Origin of the sequence: Lysinibacillus sp. UBA5994, assembly GCF_002429725.1 — a bacterium.
Classification (GTDB): domain Bacteria; phylum Bacillota; class Bacilli; order Bacillales_A; family Planococcaceae; genus Lysinibacillus; species Lysinibacillus capsici.
This window is the reverse complement of record NZ_DJAU01000012.1, coordinates 37,558-53,622: the sequence shown is the minus strand read 5'-3', so window position 1 is coordinate 53,622 and position 16,065 is coordinate 37,558. Positions and strand designations below refer to the sequence as shown.

The following is a 16,065-nucleotide window of genomic DNA, read 5'->3' as shown; positions in this document are numbered from 1 at the left end:
ATGATTCTATCCGCCAGTTTTAGAATTCTATCCTCCACTTTTGAAGTTCTATCCACCAGTTCAAATTCTATCCTTCCATCCATTTCAAATATTTAGAAATTACTCTATAATTAAGAAAAAAGGGGGGCAGTCTGAGATGATAATGGGTTTACATCATGTGCAAATTACAATTCCGAAAGGTTGTGAGGAGCAAGGGAAGGATTTTTATTGTCATGTCTTAGGACTTCAAGAATTAGAGAAGCCTGACTCTCTCAAAGGACGTGGGGGATTTTGGTTACAGCTTGGTCAACAGGAGGTCCATGTAGGGACAGAGGATGGCTTCGATCGTTTGACCACAAAGGCGCATATTGCATATCAAGTAGCGGATATTCAGTATTGGCGGAAGAAACTCGCAGCTCATCAAATCAAGATACTCGATTCTGTGCCTATTCCTCATTACGAGCGTTTTGAATTCCGTGATCCCTTTGGTAATCGTGTAGAAATGATACAGAAAATCGTGTAGGCTGCCTCGTTTTGGGGCAGCTTTTTTCATGGAATTGTTCCATATTACATCTTACTGAAACATTTGTAATAAAACTGTAAATTCCCTTGATAAAGCCTTTTATAGCAAGTGTTGAAGCCCTCCCTTCAGTTACCCTGGTAACATTTACCGCTCAGAAGCCCTACTTTTTCATGCTACGATTATTTCCATGGCAAAGGTATACAGGAGAAATCCTACTAGATGCTTTAGGAGGTTACACAAAATGAATAAACGATTTTTATCTACAACACTTGCATTAACAATTGGATTTAGTTCATTTGGAATGGTGCAAACAGCGATCCAGCCAATACAAGTAGAGGCTGCGACAACAAATGCTCAGAACAACGCACAGGCGGTAGCTGCAAAAGCAGACCAATTAATTCAGACTGGTAAAAGCTTAATGGGGCAAGCAACATACAGCAATTCGGTTTACAAGCCTACATACCCATACAAATTTTCTTGTGCTTCATTTTTAATGTACATCTTCGAGAAAAACGGGATAGACCTTGGTACGTATAATGAAAATTATATGATTCAGCAAGGGACTTATGTAGCGAGAAACCAATTACAAAAAGGCGATTTAGTGTTCTTTAAAAGTAAAAAAACGGGAACTGATCCCGATCATGTCGGTATGTATATTGGCGACAATAAAATCATCCATATGGCTGATACCAAACAAAATATAGTTATCTCTGATTTAAATAGTAAGCCGTATTATAAAGAAAACTATGTATCGGCACGTAGAGTATTACCTACTCTGCTATCAGCCAACCCTGCAACAAAAGGCGATAAAATTGTTGAGAATGCGCTGACTTATAAAAATAAAGTATCGATTAGCTCGACAACAAATGAGTCAAGTCTACGCTTTACCGCTCAAGCATTTGTCGATTTCATCTACCGTAAAAGTGGCGTTAAACTCGGATCAACTTCTTTAAGCGGTTTAATGAGCAAAGGATCAACTGTAGCGCGTGCTAATTTGAAAAAGGGTGATTTAGTCTTCTTTAATAGTGTGAAAGGTTCAAAAAAACCTTCTCTTGTAGGGATTTATGCAGGCGATCACCGTATCATCATCCCTAATTCCGATGGTGTCATGACAAGAGTATTATTTGTTGATTATTATGCTCAACACTATATTACTGCGAAGCGCGTTATCTCTACTAAATAACTCTACGCCCTGTTAAGTGCACTGACTTTTACAAGTACAGGTTTTACTTACTATGTCTTTAAGAAACATGGTATTGAGTTGAAGAATAAATTAGCAAACACAAGCTTTAGTTGGTAAACGTATTCAAAAATCTCAGTTTCAAAAAGTAGATTTATTATTCATCTCTACCAATAGAAATCACACAAACGAGGATCTATTATAGGGAGTAATCAATATATTAATATGACTACGAACTGTTGTGAAACAAAGTTTAAGCATAACATGGGTAACAGCTCGGCGTGTTTTAAAATAAGTAAGAATTGGGTGTCTCATTCATTTTGAGACACCCTTTTTCTATGCGTTTTTTAGTTTATTGGCAAATTCGATCATGGATCTACTAGACATCGGTCCCTTAATTAAAACTATCGTGTCCGCATCTAGCTTTGGTTTCAATAATTCTAAAACGCCTGCTACCTCTTTAAACGTATGAACCTCTGCGCTGGTTCCATCCTTTTGCGCTTGATCGGCAATCTTCTCTGCCCTTTTGCCGATGGTAATCAATGTATCGATCTTTCTTAGTGCTACCATGGAGCCGATTTCGCGATGATATTTTTCTTCAAAATTGCCTAATCGCTTTATATCCCCTAAAACAAGAATGACCTTTTTGTCTTTTCCCACCGTATCTAGCACTTTTAAGGCTGCCTCTACAGATGTTGGGTTATTTGTCCATGTATCATCAATAATCGTACTGTCACCAAGTCCTGTCGTAAATTCTAAATGTCTTGCCATCTGTTTAAATGTTCTTAGTCCTGCGATTGCCTGACGAATGGTCAGCCCCATTTCATGGCTAGCTGCAATCGCGGCTAAGGCATTATAGACCTGATGCTCTCCATAGCCTGGGACAAACACATTGTATGTTTCATCCGCTACCTCTAAAACAAATTTCATGCCCGTATTGGCAAACTCCACTTTCGAAGCCTTGTAATCTGCCGTATCCTGTAAGCCAAACTTGATAATCTTCCCTTTAAATCTTTTCAATGAGATTTTTTTAGTATTGGCATCATCAGCATTGATGATTAACGTGCCATCTTCTTTAATGCCTTCCACAATTTCTGCCTTAGCCTTAATATAGCCCTCCAAATTGAGACAGCCATCTAGATGATGCACACCAATGTTTGTAATGATCCCAATAGTTGGCTGATAGATCATACATTGATGTTTAATATTCCCCGTATTCCCTAAGCCTAATTCAAAGATAGCGGCTTGTGTTTTATCGTCAATGCCCGTTAAATAAGGTAATGATTGCCTTGGCTCGTTTTTACTACTGATGGATGCTTGCACTTGCCAATGCTTACTAGCAATATGTTTTAACATCTCTTTTGTCGTTGTTTTCCCACAAGTTCCTGTTAAAGCCACAACGGGAATTTCAAAGAGCCCACGATAATACTCGATAAATGTCCAATATGCCTGTGCAACACTTTTCACTTGTAAAACGGTTGTATTCTCCAGTGCATTTTTTAACTCTGTAGACGGTTTATCGGATATGATAAGAGACGGACCTTTCCGATCAATCTCTTGCCAATTGATTTGATCGTTTCGACTAACAAACAGGAGCGAATGGCTCTTTGTTAAATCATGCCGATTATAGTAGATCGCCTGCTTAACAGACCATTGTTCTGATCCGTGAATGAGCTTTCCCTGTAGGACATTCCTAAGTTTCTGCACACTAATGGATTGCAAGTGTACTACGCCTCCTCTCTTTATCAATCTTGTAGATGACTTATTTCTTCTCTTGATCTAGCGTGCTGCTTTTTGATCAATTACTATACCTTATTAGAAAGCTCTTCTATGTGGCACAGTCAATATCCTATATGGAAAGAAGCTAATCAGCAGGTGGTGGAGGCTTTAGCTTTAGCTCCGTTGCTAGTTTAGAGACCTGTTTGCTATACATATCTCCCTTTATGAGAATGATGGTATTTTCATCCACAATCTTCTGCAATAACGGGTAGACTAGCGTACTATTTTTAAATGTATAAACAGGCGCGCTAAATCCTAGCTTTACTGCATGATCAGCCATAATCCTTGCGTGTTCTCCAATGGTAATCAGAACATCCACGCCAATACGTTGAATTAATTCACCCGCCTGTTCGTGAATAATGTAGCCCCATGAACCTAAATCGGTAATCGTACCAATAACCGCAATCTTTTTCTTTCCGTCACCTAATTCATTCAACACTTTTAAGGCAGCCTCTAAGGAAGTGGTTGTAATACTCCATGTATCATCCAATAACATGGAATGATTAATGCCCTCAAAGAGTTGCAGTTGTTTTTTTAATTGACGGAATGATTGAAGCTGTTGTGCTGCGACTGGAATAGGGATCCCCATATCATGGACCGCGGCAATGGCAGCTAGAGCATTATAAACCTGATGCTCTCCAAACCCTGGTACAAGTATGTCATAGCTTTTTCTATCATGATGCAGAATAAATTTCATCCCTTTTTGATAGTAGTGGATATGGCTTGCGCGAAAATCACAGGAGTCATGCTTTCCTACCCTAATCAAACGCCCACGAAATCTCGAAACATCTATTTTTTTCGTATTCATATCTTCAGCATTGATAATTAATGTACCTTTTGGATGAATGATATCTAGCATTTCTCCCTTTGCTTGAATATAGCCTTCTAATGTTTTGCAATAATTTAAATGATGGGCTCCGATATTCGTAATAATACCGATTGTCGGTTTGAAATATCTCCCTGCATTCGTAACGTCTCCAGGTGAGCCCACTGCTGTTTCAAAAACGGCAGCCTCGGTTTCATCCTCAATGCCCAGTAAATATTGCAAAGAAGCCGTTCTAGAATTGCTGCTCAATGTCGTCGCAGTCACTTTCCGATCAGCCGAAAGAATATGTTTAATCATCTCTTTTGTCGTTGTTTTGCCTGATGTACCTGTGATCGCGACAATCGGAATATGAAACTGGCTGCGATAAAAATGGACAAATTTCCAATAGGCCTCTTCTGCATTCGCTACCTGTATCATAATGACATGATTGGGAATGTCAGTTGGCCGATAAGCTCTATCGGTCACTAGCACTAGAGGAGAAAGTGGCTCAAGATTTTTCCAATTAACAATACGTTTACTTGTAAAAAGTGCCGTATTGGACTTTTTCACTTGCTTTAATCGATAAGCCCCATGCTGAATCAGTGTATCCTCTGACCCGTGCACTAGATAGCCTGCCGTAATCATTGCTAAATTTTTCACCGAAAGAGGCTTCATATCTTTTCTCCCTCCTTTCTTTTCTAGTATATGTAACCTCTTAAAAGTTGCTTGGATGTAGACAAGATACATAACTAGAGGAAATCTATTTCATTGCATATATATAAAGGTGATTAAGTATCTAAGTACCAATAGAAGGAGTGATATACCTGAAAGCCATTGTATTTATCGGTACAAACAAATCTGGGTCTAGTCGTGAAGCAACAAGGGCAGCAGAAAAATTAGGCTACTTCACAGTACTTTTCACAAATAATGAAAAACAACTTCAGCAGCGCAGATCCTACCCCGACATCCATAAAATGATACTCATTGATACTTTTGATATCGAGAGCATGAAAGATGAAATTGAGAAACTAGGAAAAGCTGGATTAAATATTAAAAGTATCGTTAGTTTTGTTGATCCATTTGTCCATATTGCTTCAATACTATGTGATGAATTTTGTCAGAACTATACATCCTCCAGTGCCATTGAAACTATGGAGGATAAAGAAAAAACAAGAAAGTTTTTACAAGACCAACCATACTCACCAAAATTTTCGCTCATGAAACCGAACGAACCTATAGCTAAAAATTTAACCTTTCCATTAATCGTAAAATCTCCTAAATCAACTGGCTCAAAAGATGTCTTACTAGCAACGGATGCCGACCAGCTCAATAACCACCTCAAAGCACTACGCAGTAAAAATCCCTATGAAACCATCATGATTGAAGAATATCTAGATGGCCCTCAATATTTAGTAGAGGCGGTTGTTTATCAACGACAACCACATGTCATTGGTATAATTGAGCAAGAAATTACGCAAGGAAAACGATTTATCATTACTGGCTATGGTGTTCTAGTGAAAGCCCCTAAAGACATCCAATCAGGCATCGAGGAGGTACTCCATTCCATCGTGAAAGCCTTTGGTATTGAGAATGGGGCTCTTCACTTAGAGCTTCGATTAACCCAAAATGGTTGGAAACTTATCGAGATCAATCCTCGAATTTCAGGTGGCGCTATGAATAATATGCTACAAGCAGCTCTAGGTTTTAGTTTAGTAGAAGAAACACTGAAGATTTTGCTAGGAGAACAGCCTAATCTGCAACCAAGACATAAAAAATTTGTGTATACAAAATATGTCATTGTGGAAAGTAGAGGAATTTTAGAAAAGGTTATTGGCAAGGCAAGAGCGACAAGGTCAACTGGCGTCGTTGAAGTATATGTCAAACCAAGAAGAGGCACCCTCCTTACCCCACCTTTATCGATGGGTCACCGTTACGCCTATGTCATTGCAGAGGGAGCAACCTTGAAGGAAGCAAGAAATCACGCAATCACTGCAGCGAAGGAAATAAAATTCATTTTGAGAGTTTGAAAAAAATAACCCGAATAATTGCCGCTTGCCAGTGGACAGTTACTCGGGCTTTTTTATCTTCATAAGTCGTAAACGATTATTCTTCTTTAAACGTTTGATCTAAAAACTTCACGGTTTCAAACATATTGGTTTTACTTGCACCCTTCACAAGAATGGTATCATGAGGCTTAATGAGCTTTTCAAGGAGAGCATGCAATTGATCTTTATTAATAAAATGATGTACTCTGGATGGGTCCATGCCCTTCGATATGGCAGCATTACTCATTTCATCTGTCCTAAAGCCATAGGTAATAAATTCATCGATGCCTATCTCATACACGTACTCTCCAACCTTACGATATTCCTCTTCCCTCAAGACACCAAGTTCTCGCATTTGTCCAATAATGGCTACCTTGCGATTTGTCGCGATATTCTTCAGTACATCGAGCGCAGCACGAACCCCCTGCGGATGAGAGTGTACTGTATCATCAATAACCGTTATATCATCACGGCAATTATAAATCGTTAAACGTCTTGGTGGTTTTTTAAAGTTGAGTCCTGCCTGAATATCAAGTGGACTAAATCCTAAAAGATCAGCCACTGCCACTGCATTCAATGCGTTGTATACATGATGTTCTCCTAAAATAGGAATATATAATTCTATTTCTTGCCCATGCAGCTTCATTTTAAAGGACATGCCGACATCTTTATATTGCAAATCATATGCACGGTAATCCGCTTCTTTTTTAATGCCTACCGTGATGATTTTCCCTTTAAATTGCTGTGTCTCTAAGTATCTTGAATTGTCATCATCTTGATTGACAATGAGTAATCCCTGTTGATCCATACCATGAATCAATTCCGATTTTGCCTTGGCAACACCTCTTACATCTCCATCAAAGTTCCCAACATGGGCTAAGCCTATATTCGTTACAATACTAATATTCGGCTGGATGATGCTACAGTGATTGGTAATAATGCCTGGGTAAGCCATACCATACTCTAATACAACGGCCTGATGTGTATCATTGATTTCTTCCTTATGCTTTTTCGTATGCTCCGTCGTATTCCAATAATCCTTTGATTCAAATACATTCCACTTTTTCGATAAGATCGAACCCACAAATGCCTTTGTCGTGGTTTTCCCTGCACTTCCTGTAATCGCAATAATAGGTAAGGTTTTCTTTGCCTCCACCTGCTTCGTTTTTTGTTGGACAATTTTCTTTTTCAGCGGTTTTTGATTTTTGGCAAGATACATCGCATAACGGATGGAATGGATGACCACATCTAATTCCAAGTAAAAGGCAGGAGGACAGCCTGGGCGCCAATTGACCTCATACATCCAAATTTTTTGATTTTGATCTAACCCTACATCAATGCCAATTTCATCAATAACTTCCCCAAATTTCGCCATTTGAATTTCATCCAGATGATGTGCCAGCGCCAGTGAAAAATGCTCAAGCATTCGCCGAATATTATAGGCCTCTTCCTTAAACTCCTGCTCCAAAAAAGGATCTAAATAATTGGTATAGCCACCATTATTAATATTCGGTATGATGGAGCCATTCGGTGCAATGCGTGGATACACCGTTGTCACTACCCATTTACCTTCTCCATTTTTTTGAACATGTAGGCGGAAATCATAGACCTGACCAGATTTTGTAACAGATTGAATATACGGCTGCATAATAAAGGTGCCAGACGCAAGTTGCTCCTTTATCAATGCATCCAATTGTGGCTTTGTATAGGTTGTCGTGGTGCTATCCTTTCGCACCTCAAAATATTTGGCTCCCGCCTTCGTTATAAAATAAATACCCTTCCCTTTTCGTCCATCAATTGGCTTAAACACAACTCGTTTATAATAATTAACGAACTTATGAAATAAATCGGCATCCTTTACAATTTCAGAGGGAATCAAATACTGTTCAAATTCCTTCGCTTCCTTTAATCGTTTCATCACATTCCATTTGTTCCCGATTGAATGGGTTGTGAATGGAATCTCCTCTTTTAAACGGTCAATAATCTCCTTCGAGACAGATAATTTCTCAGGGCTTCCTGCATTATAGATAACATCAGGAAAGGGCATTGTTTTCTCTTGCCATTGTCCATTCTCATAGACCTTTGCTCGAATAGAACGTTTGGCAAAGTCCACACTTTTAGGTGTGAAGTAAAAAAATGTTGCGCCTTCAGCTTTCGCAACTACTGCAAAGGCATAGGACTTGAGCACTGTTGTTGGATCAAGTCGATGATGCAGCATACCAATAATCGTCATAGCTAAACTTCCTTTCATTAGATTCTCTCTCTATTACATTCACTTTGTATCCCTTGCATATAGACAGATGCTCTAGCTTTAGTAGTTTAATATGGTACTACCATTTCGGCTCTATGATAAATTTCCCCTTCAACATGTCTGGTTTTAAGAGCTGAATGGCCGATATACCACTGAGTTCAATAGATTTCTTTGTACTTGTTTTTTCTAACCTCACCACATCTGCAATCGAATTTGTATCGTTTCCTTCATAATCAAAAGCACGCAACAATGATACTGTGCCACGGCAACGCTCTCTATCAACATCCTCAATGCGGAAAAACTCTGTCTCAAACTGTTTCACTGTATCCAATAAGCTTAAATGAGCACCACTATGTGTAATTAAAAAAAATGGAATCGTATCACTCCCGACAATTTTAATAAGTAGCTGACCAAAATATTTAGAATGAAAATTCATCATAATATCCTGAAGATCCTTTAAATCACTTAAAGCTTCACATAAAAAGTGATTTCTTTTCTTATCACTATTCAATTCGTAGCCCCCTCTCTTAGTTTGACTATACGATTTGATCCGTGTAAGTTGCCCTCTCGTTATCATATGTTGCGACAAAAAATATGGCGACTTCTTCCTAAAGAAACTAAAAAAACCTCCACCAATGAGGGGGAGGCTTTTGCAAAAGCTTATGTTGCGAGGAGATCATGTATTGTATATTGTTCTAATGCCGTAACGGTATGGTGTTTTGTATTGAATGGTAATTGCTTGGTAATCTCGTTCGGAATGACCACTGTATAAAGCCCCGCTGCTACAGCGGCTTGTGCGCCATTCGGTGAATCCTCAATTGCCATGGCCTCATCGGCCTCTACTCCTAATTGTTCAAGCGCCTGCAAGTAAAGCTCTGGATCAGGCTTAACATTTGTCACCGTGTCAGCGCTACAAAAGCAATCAAAGTAATGTCGGATACCCAGCCGATCCATATACACATCAATCCATTGACGACTGGAGCTACTAGCAAGTCCAATCTTCAAACCCGCTTCCTTTGCCTGCTGTAGCAATGTTAAAATACCAGGTCTTAGCGTTTCCGTTTCCATCCATTGTGCATGGCGTTGCTGAATGGATGTTTGAAAAGCCTCCACATCCAGTTGTATGTGATGATGTGTAACAAGATATGTATAGGGATTAAAGGTTTGAAGATTGGTCCCAAGGCACTTAGCATAGGTTGCTAACGATAATTCAACACCATATTGTGCATAGGCATCCTTAAAAACGTTATACCATGCTGTTTCCGTATCAATGATTGTACCGTCAAAATCAAAAATTAGAGCTTTTATCATCAAATTCTCCCCATTCTATTGGTTTGCGCTGAACTAAGCCTAGGTTTTGGCAGACCTCTCCGTCGATTTTCTAATCCTATCCATCAATTTAGACCCGCTATCCGCTACTTTCGCATCTCTATCCGCCTATCTTCACAGATCTGACCCTTTTCCACCACTTCTTTACCTTTTCCCCCTGATTCAACAAGATAACGCCTCCTATAATGAGGACAATACCGATCGCAGAATAAACAGTAAAAATATCGTGCCAAATGACAATGCCTACCAGAACGGTTAAAGCTGTGCCGACACCTGACCAGATAGCGTAGGCCAAGCTTAATGGCATGGTTTTTAAGCAGAGGGATAGGCTATAAAACGAAATACCATAGCCAATTGCTACCGCCAAGGATGGAACGAGGACAGTAAAGCCGTCTGAGAACTTCAGCATGGTTGTTGCAAAGACCTCGCTTATAATCGATAGTGTTAAAAATAAATAGCCTTTCATCCTGTTCAGCCTCCTAATGACCACCAGCAAGATTGAGTACCACAACACCCAAGATAATGCATAGAATCCCTAATACCTTCTTGCGATTAAATCGTTCCTTATAGAGGACAACTCCCACAATAGCTGTTAACGCTGTCCCTAAACCTGCCCAAATTGCATAGGCTGTGCCAATAGGAATCACTTTTAATGTTAAGGCTAAACAATAAAATGCCGTTCCATAGCCTACTACTACGCCAATTGATGGCCCAATTCGTGTGAAGCCCTCCGTACGCTTGAGCAAGGAACTGGCAAAAACCTCTGCTATAATAGCGAGCATTAAAAAACTAAAAGCCGTCATTCAAAAAATCCTTTCTGCTTTGCTTCTAGATGTCATCTTCTTCCTCTACATACTCCAATATATCTCCTGGCTGGCAGCCCAAAGCTTTACAAATGGCATTTAATGTAGAAAAACGTACGGCCCTTACTTTGCCTGTTTTTAAATTAGAGAGATTGACAATCGAAACATCTACCCTCTCTGCAAGTTCACTCAGCTGCATTTTACGATCCGCTAGCATACGATCTAATCGAATAATTATGGTCATGTTTTCACTTCCTAAGCTGTTGCATCATATTCATCCTGAAGGAATGCACCGTATCGGAAAATACGTGCAAAGGTCCAAATCACCACACCACATAGTAAAAGAGTCCAGTGAATGCCTGTAAAATGATAGCTAATCCCCTTGATCAAACCCGTCTCTACAAATCGGGACTCCAATTGGAATTGTTGCATAATCAGATAGACGGTATATGTACGAAATACATTTACTGTCAAGCTCAGTACAATCACACAGTAGGCAATTCTCTCCATTTTTTTACTATTTGCGAGTGAAAATACAATACCTTTTGATAAGTTACTTAATATATTCCTCACTTGTACAATAATCATTAATAAAATAGCTATGTATATTGTAGCAGTAAATAGAAAGGTCATGACATCTTTTTTTGAATAGTGAATGTCCCTTGTCACATGGTCTGCCAGCTTCATTTCCAATCCTTCTAACTGAACGGCAGCGGTCACACTGCCCTTTGCTAATAAATGATTCACTTGTTGCTCTGATACCACCATTGCTCCCACCATAAAAATCGCGAGCATCGTCAAGACAAAAATCATCATCACCATGATGATGGTAAAAGCGGTACGAAGCCCCTTTGTCATCCATCGAAATTCTTTACTTTGAATTGTTTGCCCCATTATCAACCTCTCCCTCCTTTCTCTCTATTATACATCCCCTTTTATCTCTATCAATAATTTTTTAATGTTTATCATTAATAAATTATTGATAAAAATAAACCCTCTAAAGGTAGAGGGTTTATTTTAATAATCCTATCTTTACTAAATATTCTTTTGCTACTTCTGCTGCAAGCTTTCCTTCTACATTCACCTGATAATTCATTTCTCGCATTTCATCATCTGTAATGTGATCAGCTAGTTGATTTAACGCTTCTCCAATCTCTGGATAGTCAATCAGCGTTTCTTTCCTTAGTAAAGGCGCTCCCTGGTATGGTGGGAATAATGCTTGATCGTCCTCCAATACACGTAGCTTGTATTGACGAATTTCACTATCCGTTGAATAAGCATCTAGCAAATTAATATCACCTGATTGTATTGCCTGATAGCGAAGCTTTGGCTCCATCGTTGCAAGTGTCGTAAAGGCTATCCCATACCGTTTTTGTATGCCAACATAGCCATCCTCACGGTCATTAAATTCTAATGTAAAGCCTGCTTTCACCTTCTGCTCTATCGGTTTAAGATCAGAGATTTTTTGCAGTTGATAGCTCTCAGCCAGCTCCTCTGATACAGCGAGTGCATACGTATTGTTATAGTTCATGGGGCTTAGCATGACCATATCAAATTGCTCCTGCATCCCCTCTTTTGCCTGAAGATAGACGTCCTCTTGGTTATTATTGATGGCTTCTTCCTTTAAAAACTCCGAAATAGCGGTGCCTGTAAATTCAGGATAAATATCAATGCTGCCCGATTTCAAAGCATTAAATACAAATGAAGTTTTACCAAGCCCTGGCTTTAATGTCACCGTTAAATCGGTCTCCTGCTCAATTAATAATTTATACATATTGATGAGAATCTCAGGCTCCGCACCAAGCTTTCCTGCAATGACAATTTCATCTTGCTGTTTACTGCTTAGGAGCGGGAAGAAAATCATTACCAGTGCCGCTAAACTAATGAGACTCAACGTCGTTATTGTTTTTTTAAAGGACAGAGATTCTAATTTTTTAAGCGCCACATCAAAAATCAGGGCTAAAATAGCAGCGGGAATGGCTCCTATAAGAATGAGTGCCGTGTTATTTCGGTCAATCCCAAGTAATATAATATCTCCTAAGCCTCCTGCCCCAATTAAAGCGGCTAATGTTGCTGTCCCCACAATCAGCACCATTGCTGTCCGAATACCAGCCATCATAACAGGCATAGCAAGTGGTAGCTCAACCTTTACTAAACGCTTTGATCGATTCATTCCCATAGCTAATGCCGCTTCTTTCAGTGATGGGTCAACCTCATTGATGCCCGTGTAGGTGTTTCGTAGAATAGGCAACAGCGCATAGACGACTAACGCAATAATTGCGGGAACTTTCCCAATACCGAATAAAGGGATTAATAAGCCGAGCAACGCTAAGGAAGGAATCGTTTGCAGCACAGCACTGATTCCAATAATACTCTCGGCTATTTTCTTTTTATTGGTTAAATAGATACCTAGGGGAATAGCGATGAGGACAGCAAAAAATAGCGCAATAAAAGAGATTTGGATATGCTCTAGTAATGCAGCCAGCAGCTGTGCCTTCCGTTCCTGAAATACATCTACCACATTAGCCACCATGCACATGCCCTCTTTTCTTAGAATCCGCTGCTAAATAACGAAGCGTGGAAGCTCTTGTCACCATACCAATGAGCTTGCCATTCTCTTCGACACCTAACACGTCATGCTCGGCTAATTTTTCAAGAATCATCGGAAATGGGGCATCAACAGGAATGGTATGCCCAAAGTCGTTTGTCACTGTGATTGGCTGTAACACATCATGGATCGTAAACAATTGATCCAACTGCTTACCTCCAATAAACTGTTGGACAAAATCATTTACAGGATTCTGTAGCAATTGCTGTGGAGTGCCTATCTGAACAATTTCGCCATCTTTCATAATACAGAGACGATCTCCTAATTTCAGTGCTTCCTGCATATCATGTGATACAAATACAATGGTTTTCTGGATGGTACGCTGCATCTCTAGTAGATCATCCTGTAGTTTGGTGCGACTAATAGGGTCTAGCGCACTAAAGGGCTCATCCATTAAAATAATTTCTGGGTCAGCTGCCAAGGCACGAACAACGCCAACCCTTTGCTGTTCGCCTCCTGACAGCTCCTTTGGCTTACGCTGACGATATTTCGCTGGCTCCAGACCCACCAACGCTAATAGTTCGTCTACACGCTGATGGATTTTCGTTTTACTCCATTTCTTCAGTTCTGGTACAACCGCAATATTTTCCTCTATTGTCATATGCGGAAATAGGGCGATTTGCTGTAGTACATAGCCAATACTCCAACGCAGCTCATGGATATTATAATCGCTAATTCTTTTATCATTGATCCAGATGGTACCTGCTGTTAAGGGTATTAATCGATTAATCATCTTCAACAAAGTAGTTTTGCCGCATCCACTAGGGCCAATAATAACAAAGAATTCACCCTTTTTAATTTCTACATTTAGCGCTTTGACAGCTATTTGGTTGTTATCATATTGTTTTGAGACATTGTCAAATATAATCATCTGTCATCTCCTTTAAAATGTGCTCATGAAATGCGTTCACTTTTTATATTTCACCAACAAAAATCATTTCAAACATTTGTAGATAGCTGCAACTATTTCATTCTAAATACCTCGCCTTTGGGCACAAACGGTAGCTTGGCCCCCTGTGGTAGTACGAAGGCATGCTGTCTTTTAATGGCTAAACGATCACATTGTCCATCTGTAATAATCAGGATAGGACCATCCTTTGGAAAATCCTGTGCTGCTTCAAGTAGCTGTATACCAGGCTGTAATACTGTGCCTCCTCTACCTCTTACCTTCACTTTCGTTAATAGTTCTTCAGGGGCTAGATAGCCAGCGTCATAGGCAACAGCATCACAAAATATAACGCGAACAAAGGGGACATCTCTAGCGATGCTATAGCTCGCTATTGTGCCGAGTGCTTTTCCTAGTAAGAGACGGTCCATGGAGCCTGATGTATCAATAAGGACTGCGAAAGTACGTCCATCTTCCTCACCGCTTTGATGAATCCATCTTGGTCTAGCTATATCAGGTGTCGATGCTTGCCTTCTACTGGGGCGGGTATACGTTCTAACTTTCTCTATCGGTTGAAACATCCGATCAAACCATTTGGCTAATGCCACATCCCAGGCAATAGGAGGCTGTGCTAGGCTACGAATTTCCTCAATGAGCCCTTGTGGCAAATATCCTCTCTCTTGGGTCATATGATAGCTTAACCCTTGACTCAATGCCCTTCTATAAAAAGCATCTAAATCCACGCCAACCTTGCCTTCCCAAAAATCTGGTGGATTCGTTTCGATCATATCTCCTATGCCCTGCCCTCGAAAGGTTCTTAATTTGCGATACATCCTAATGTCTGTAACTATACGATCATAAATAGATTCGGCTGAAAGTCCTTTTAATGCTGGATCATATAGCCCGCCAAATGCTGGCATCTCGCCGATTTGCATATCGATGAGCCAGCCATTGATAACATAATCACAAGCAACATTCCATAAGTAGGGATCACGTCCTTGTCTGCGGGTCGCATGGCTCAAACCTGCATGAAGCAATTCGTGTGCCATGAGAAACCGCATTTCCTCATCGGTCATTCCCACCGCCGTATTCAAATAAATTTCCTTTGTTTCAACTGCAATGGCTGCGACCGAAATATCCATTCTTGTGCAAATAAGTGGGTCTTCAATGATCGTAAAATCTGCTGCCAAAGCACCAAATAAGGGATAGGAGCTCATAAACCAAGCCTTTGCGCGCTGTGCTTGTGTTACCCTCGTTGTGCCTCCCAATGTATTTTCTACCCCTCCCGCTACTCGTATGGCACTTTGTACGGCTTTCGATAAACCTTGTGCAAATAATGCAGCGAAATTACTATTCCCTCGATAAAAATAGCCTGTTTGATTTTGTGATATAACAAAGTCCCCTTGACCTGGCATTGTACTATAGCCTTTCAAATCATCTGGCACACCTTCGCGTAAAAATCTTTCATATAATTTTTCCTCAGAGCTAATGGCCTCAAAAAGAGGATTACTCATTTCCTTTGGTGCTTGACCAAATTTTAGCTCTGCTAAAAATTTTGTTATATAGCAGTCACAGGCAATATTCCACAGCTCCTGCTGCTCTTTTGATTGATGATGATGTAAGCCAAGGTGTAGCAAGCAATGCGCTATCACATAAGCCCATTCATTTGGCTGACCTTTTTTATCCTGATTCACATAAATAACACCTGCGCTTGTAACGTAAGCCCAATCCTTTTGGGGCATACTTTCGTATTGCATGTAAACAGCATGACACAACGCCTCGAACAGGGGATGTGTACAGACAATGTCATGCCCACGTGCAATGGCTTTCTCATTTTTATGCTCCTGCTGTGATGCTTTCTTCTTTTTGGCCATAAG

At 40.0% G+C, this 16,065-nt stretch carries 15 protein-coding genes; 3 read left to right on the top strand and 12 right to left on the bottom strand.

From position 1 onward, the window contains the following. Positions 1-136 precede the first annotated feature (136 nt). A complete protein-coding gene (locus B3D98_RS02665) occupies positions 137-502 on the top strand; it encodes a VOC family protein (RefSeq protein WP_048390278.1) in 366 nt (121 codons plus the stop codon). Positions 503-743: 241 nt separating this feature from the next. Then, positions 744-1,685 carry a C40 family peptidase gene (locus B3D98_RS02660; protein WP_288580329.1) on the top strand — a complete coding sequence of 314 codons (942 nt, stop codon included), beginning with the start codon at positions 744-746 and terminating at the stop codon, positions 1,683-1,685. A gap of 333 nt (positions 1,686-2,018) precedes the next feature. Here B3D98_RS02660 and B3D98_RS02655 read toward each other — a convergent pair whose 3' ends face one another. Then, positions 2,019-3,404, bottom strand: coding sequence for a UDP-N-acetylmuramoyl-tripeptide--D-alanyl-D-alanine ligase (locus tag B3D98_RS02655; protein WP_054550873.1), 1,386 nt, complete (start codon positions 3,402-3,404; stop codon positions 2,019-2,021). A gap of 142 nt (positions 3,405-3,546) precedes the next feature. Beyond that, a complete protein-coding gene (locus B3D98_RS02650) occupies positions 3,547-4,941 on the bottom strand; it encodes a Mur ligase family protein (RefSeq protein ID WP_054550872.1) in 1,395 nt (464 codons plus the stop codon). 140 nt (positions 4,942-5,081) lie between these two features. On the opposite strand from B3D98_RS02650, the gene B3D98_RS02645 reads away from it, so the two are divergent. Then, entirely contained in the window at positions 5,082-6,293 is a 1,212-nt protein-coding gene (locus tag B3D98_RS02645; RefSeq protein ID WP_054550871.1) for an ATP-grasp domain-containing protein, read from the top strand. A gap of 76 nt (positions 6,294-6,369) precedes the next feature. Here the strand turns inward: B3D98_RS02645 and B3D98_RS02640 are convergent, their stop codons facing one another. From B3D98_RS02640 to B3D98_RS02595, 10 genes are all read right to left on the bottom strand, one after another. After that, on the bottom strand, positions 6,370-8,562 hold the full coding sequence (locus tag B3D98_RS02640; RefSeq protein WP_288580325.1) for a YheC/YheD family protein: 2,193 nt from the start codon (positions 8,560-8,562) through the stop codon (positions 6,370-6,372). Positions 8,563-8,641: 79 nt separating this feature from the next. Then, positions 8,642-9,073 carry a hypothetical protein gene (locus B3D98_RS02635; protein WP_066037421.1) on the bottom strand — a complete coding sequence of 144 codons (432 nt, stop codon included), beginning with the start codon at positions 9,071-9,073 and terminating at the stop codon, positions 8,642-8,644. Between the two features lie 149 nt (positions 9,074-9,222). Then, positions 9,223-9,873: an HAD family hydrolase gene (locus B3D98_RS02630; RefSeq protein WP_237900292.1), complete on the bottom strand. Its 651-nt coding sequence runs from the start codon at positions 9,871-9,873 to the stop codon at positions 9,223-9,225. A 118-nt stretch (positions 9,874-9,991) separates the two neighbouring features. Continuing rightward, a complete protein-coding gene (locus B3D98_RS02625; RefSeq protein WP_288580316.1) occupies positions 9,992-10,357 on the bottom strand; it encodes a DMT family transporter in 366 nt (121 codons plus the stop codon). A 13-nt stretch (positions 10,358-10,370) separates the two neighbouring features. Beyond that, entirely contained in the window at positions 10,371-10,694 is a 324-nt protein-coding gene (locus tag B3D98_RS02620; RefSeq protein WP_048390263.1) for a DMT family transporter, read from the bottom strand. A 25-nt stretch (positions 10,695-10,719) separates the two neighbouring features. Continuing rightward, a complete protein-coding gene (locus tag B3D98_RS02615; protein WP_004229412.1) occupies positions 10,720-10,938 on the bottom strand; it encodes a helix-turn-helix domain-containing protein in 219 nt (72 codons plus the stop codon). Between the two features lie 11 nt (positions 10,939-10,949). Further along, entirely contained in the window at positions 10,950-11,588 is a 639-nt protein-coding gene (locus B3D98_RS02610; RefSeq protein ID WP_066037418.1) for a DUF2975 domain-containing protein, read from the bottom strand. A gap of 118 nt (positions 11,589-11,706) precedes the next feature. Next, positions 11,707-13,227 (bottom strand): osmoprotectant update ABC transporter permease/substrate-binding subunit OpuFB, encoded by a 1,521-nt coding sequence (gene opuFB / locus B3D98_RS02605; protein WP_054550867.1) that lies wholly within the window; start codon positions 13,225-13,227, stop codon positions 11,707-11,709. After that, on the bottom strand, positions 13,217-14,173 hold the full coding sequence (locus tag B3D98_RS02600) for an ABC transporter ATP-binding protein (RefSeq protein ID WP_288580309.1): 957 nt from the start codon (positions 14,171-14,173) through the stop codon (positions 13,217-13,219). The genes opuFB and B3D98_RS02600 overlap by 11 nt, the downstream gene beginning before the upstream one ends. 92 nt (positions 14,174-14,265) lie before the next feature. Further along, complete coding sequence (locus tag B3D98_RS02595; RefSeq protein ID WP_288580306.1) at positions 14,266-16,062, bottom strand: DUF2201 family putative metallopeptidase; 1,797 nt, start codon at positions 16,060-16,062, stop codon at positions 14,266-14,268. Positions 16,063-16,065 lie beyond the last annotated feature (3 nt).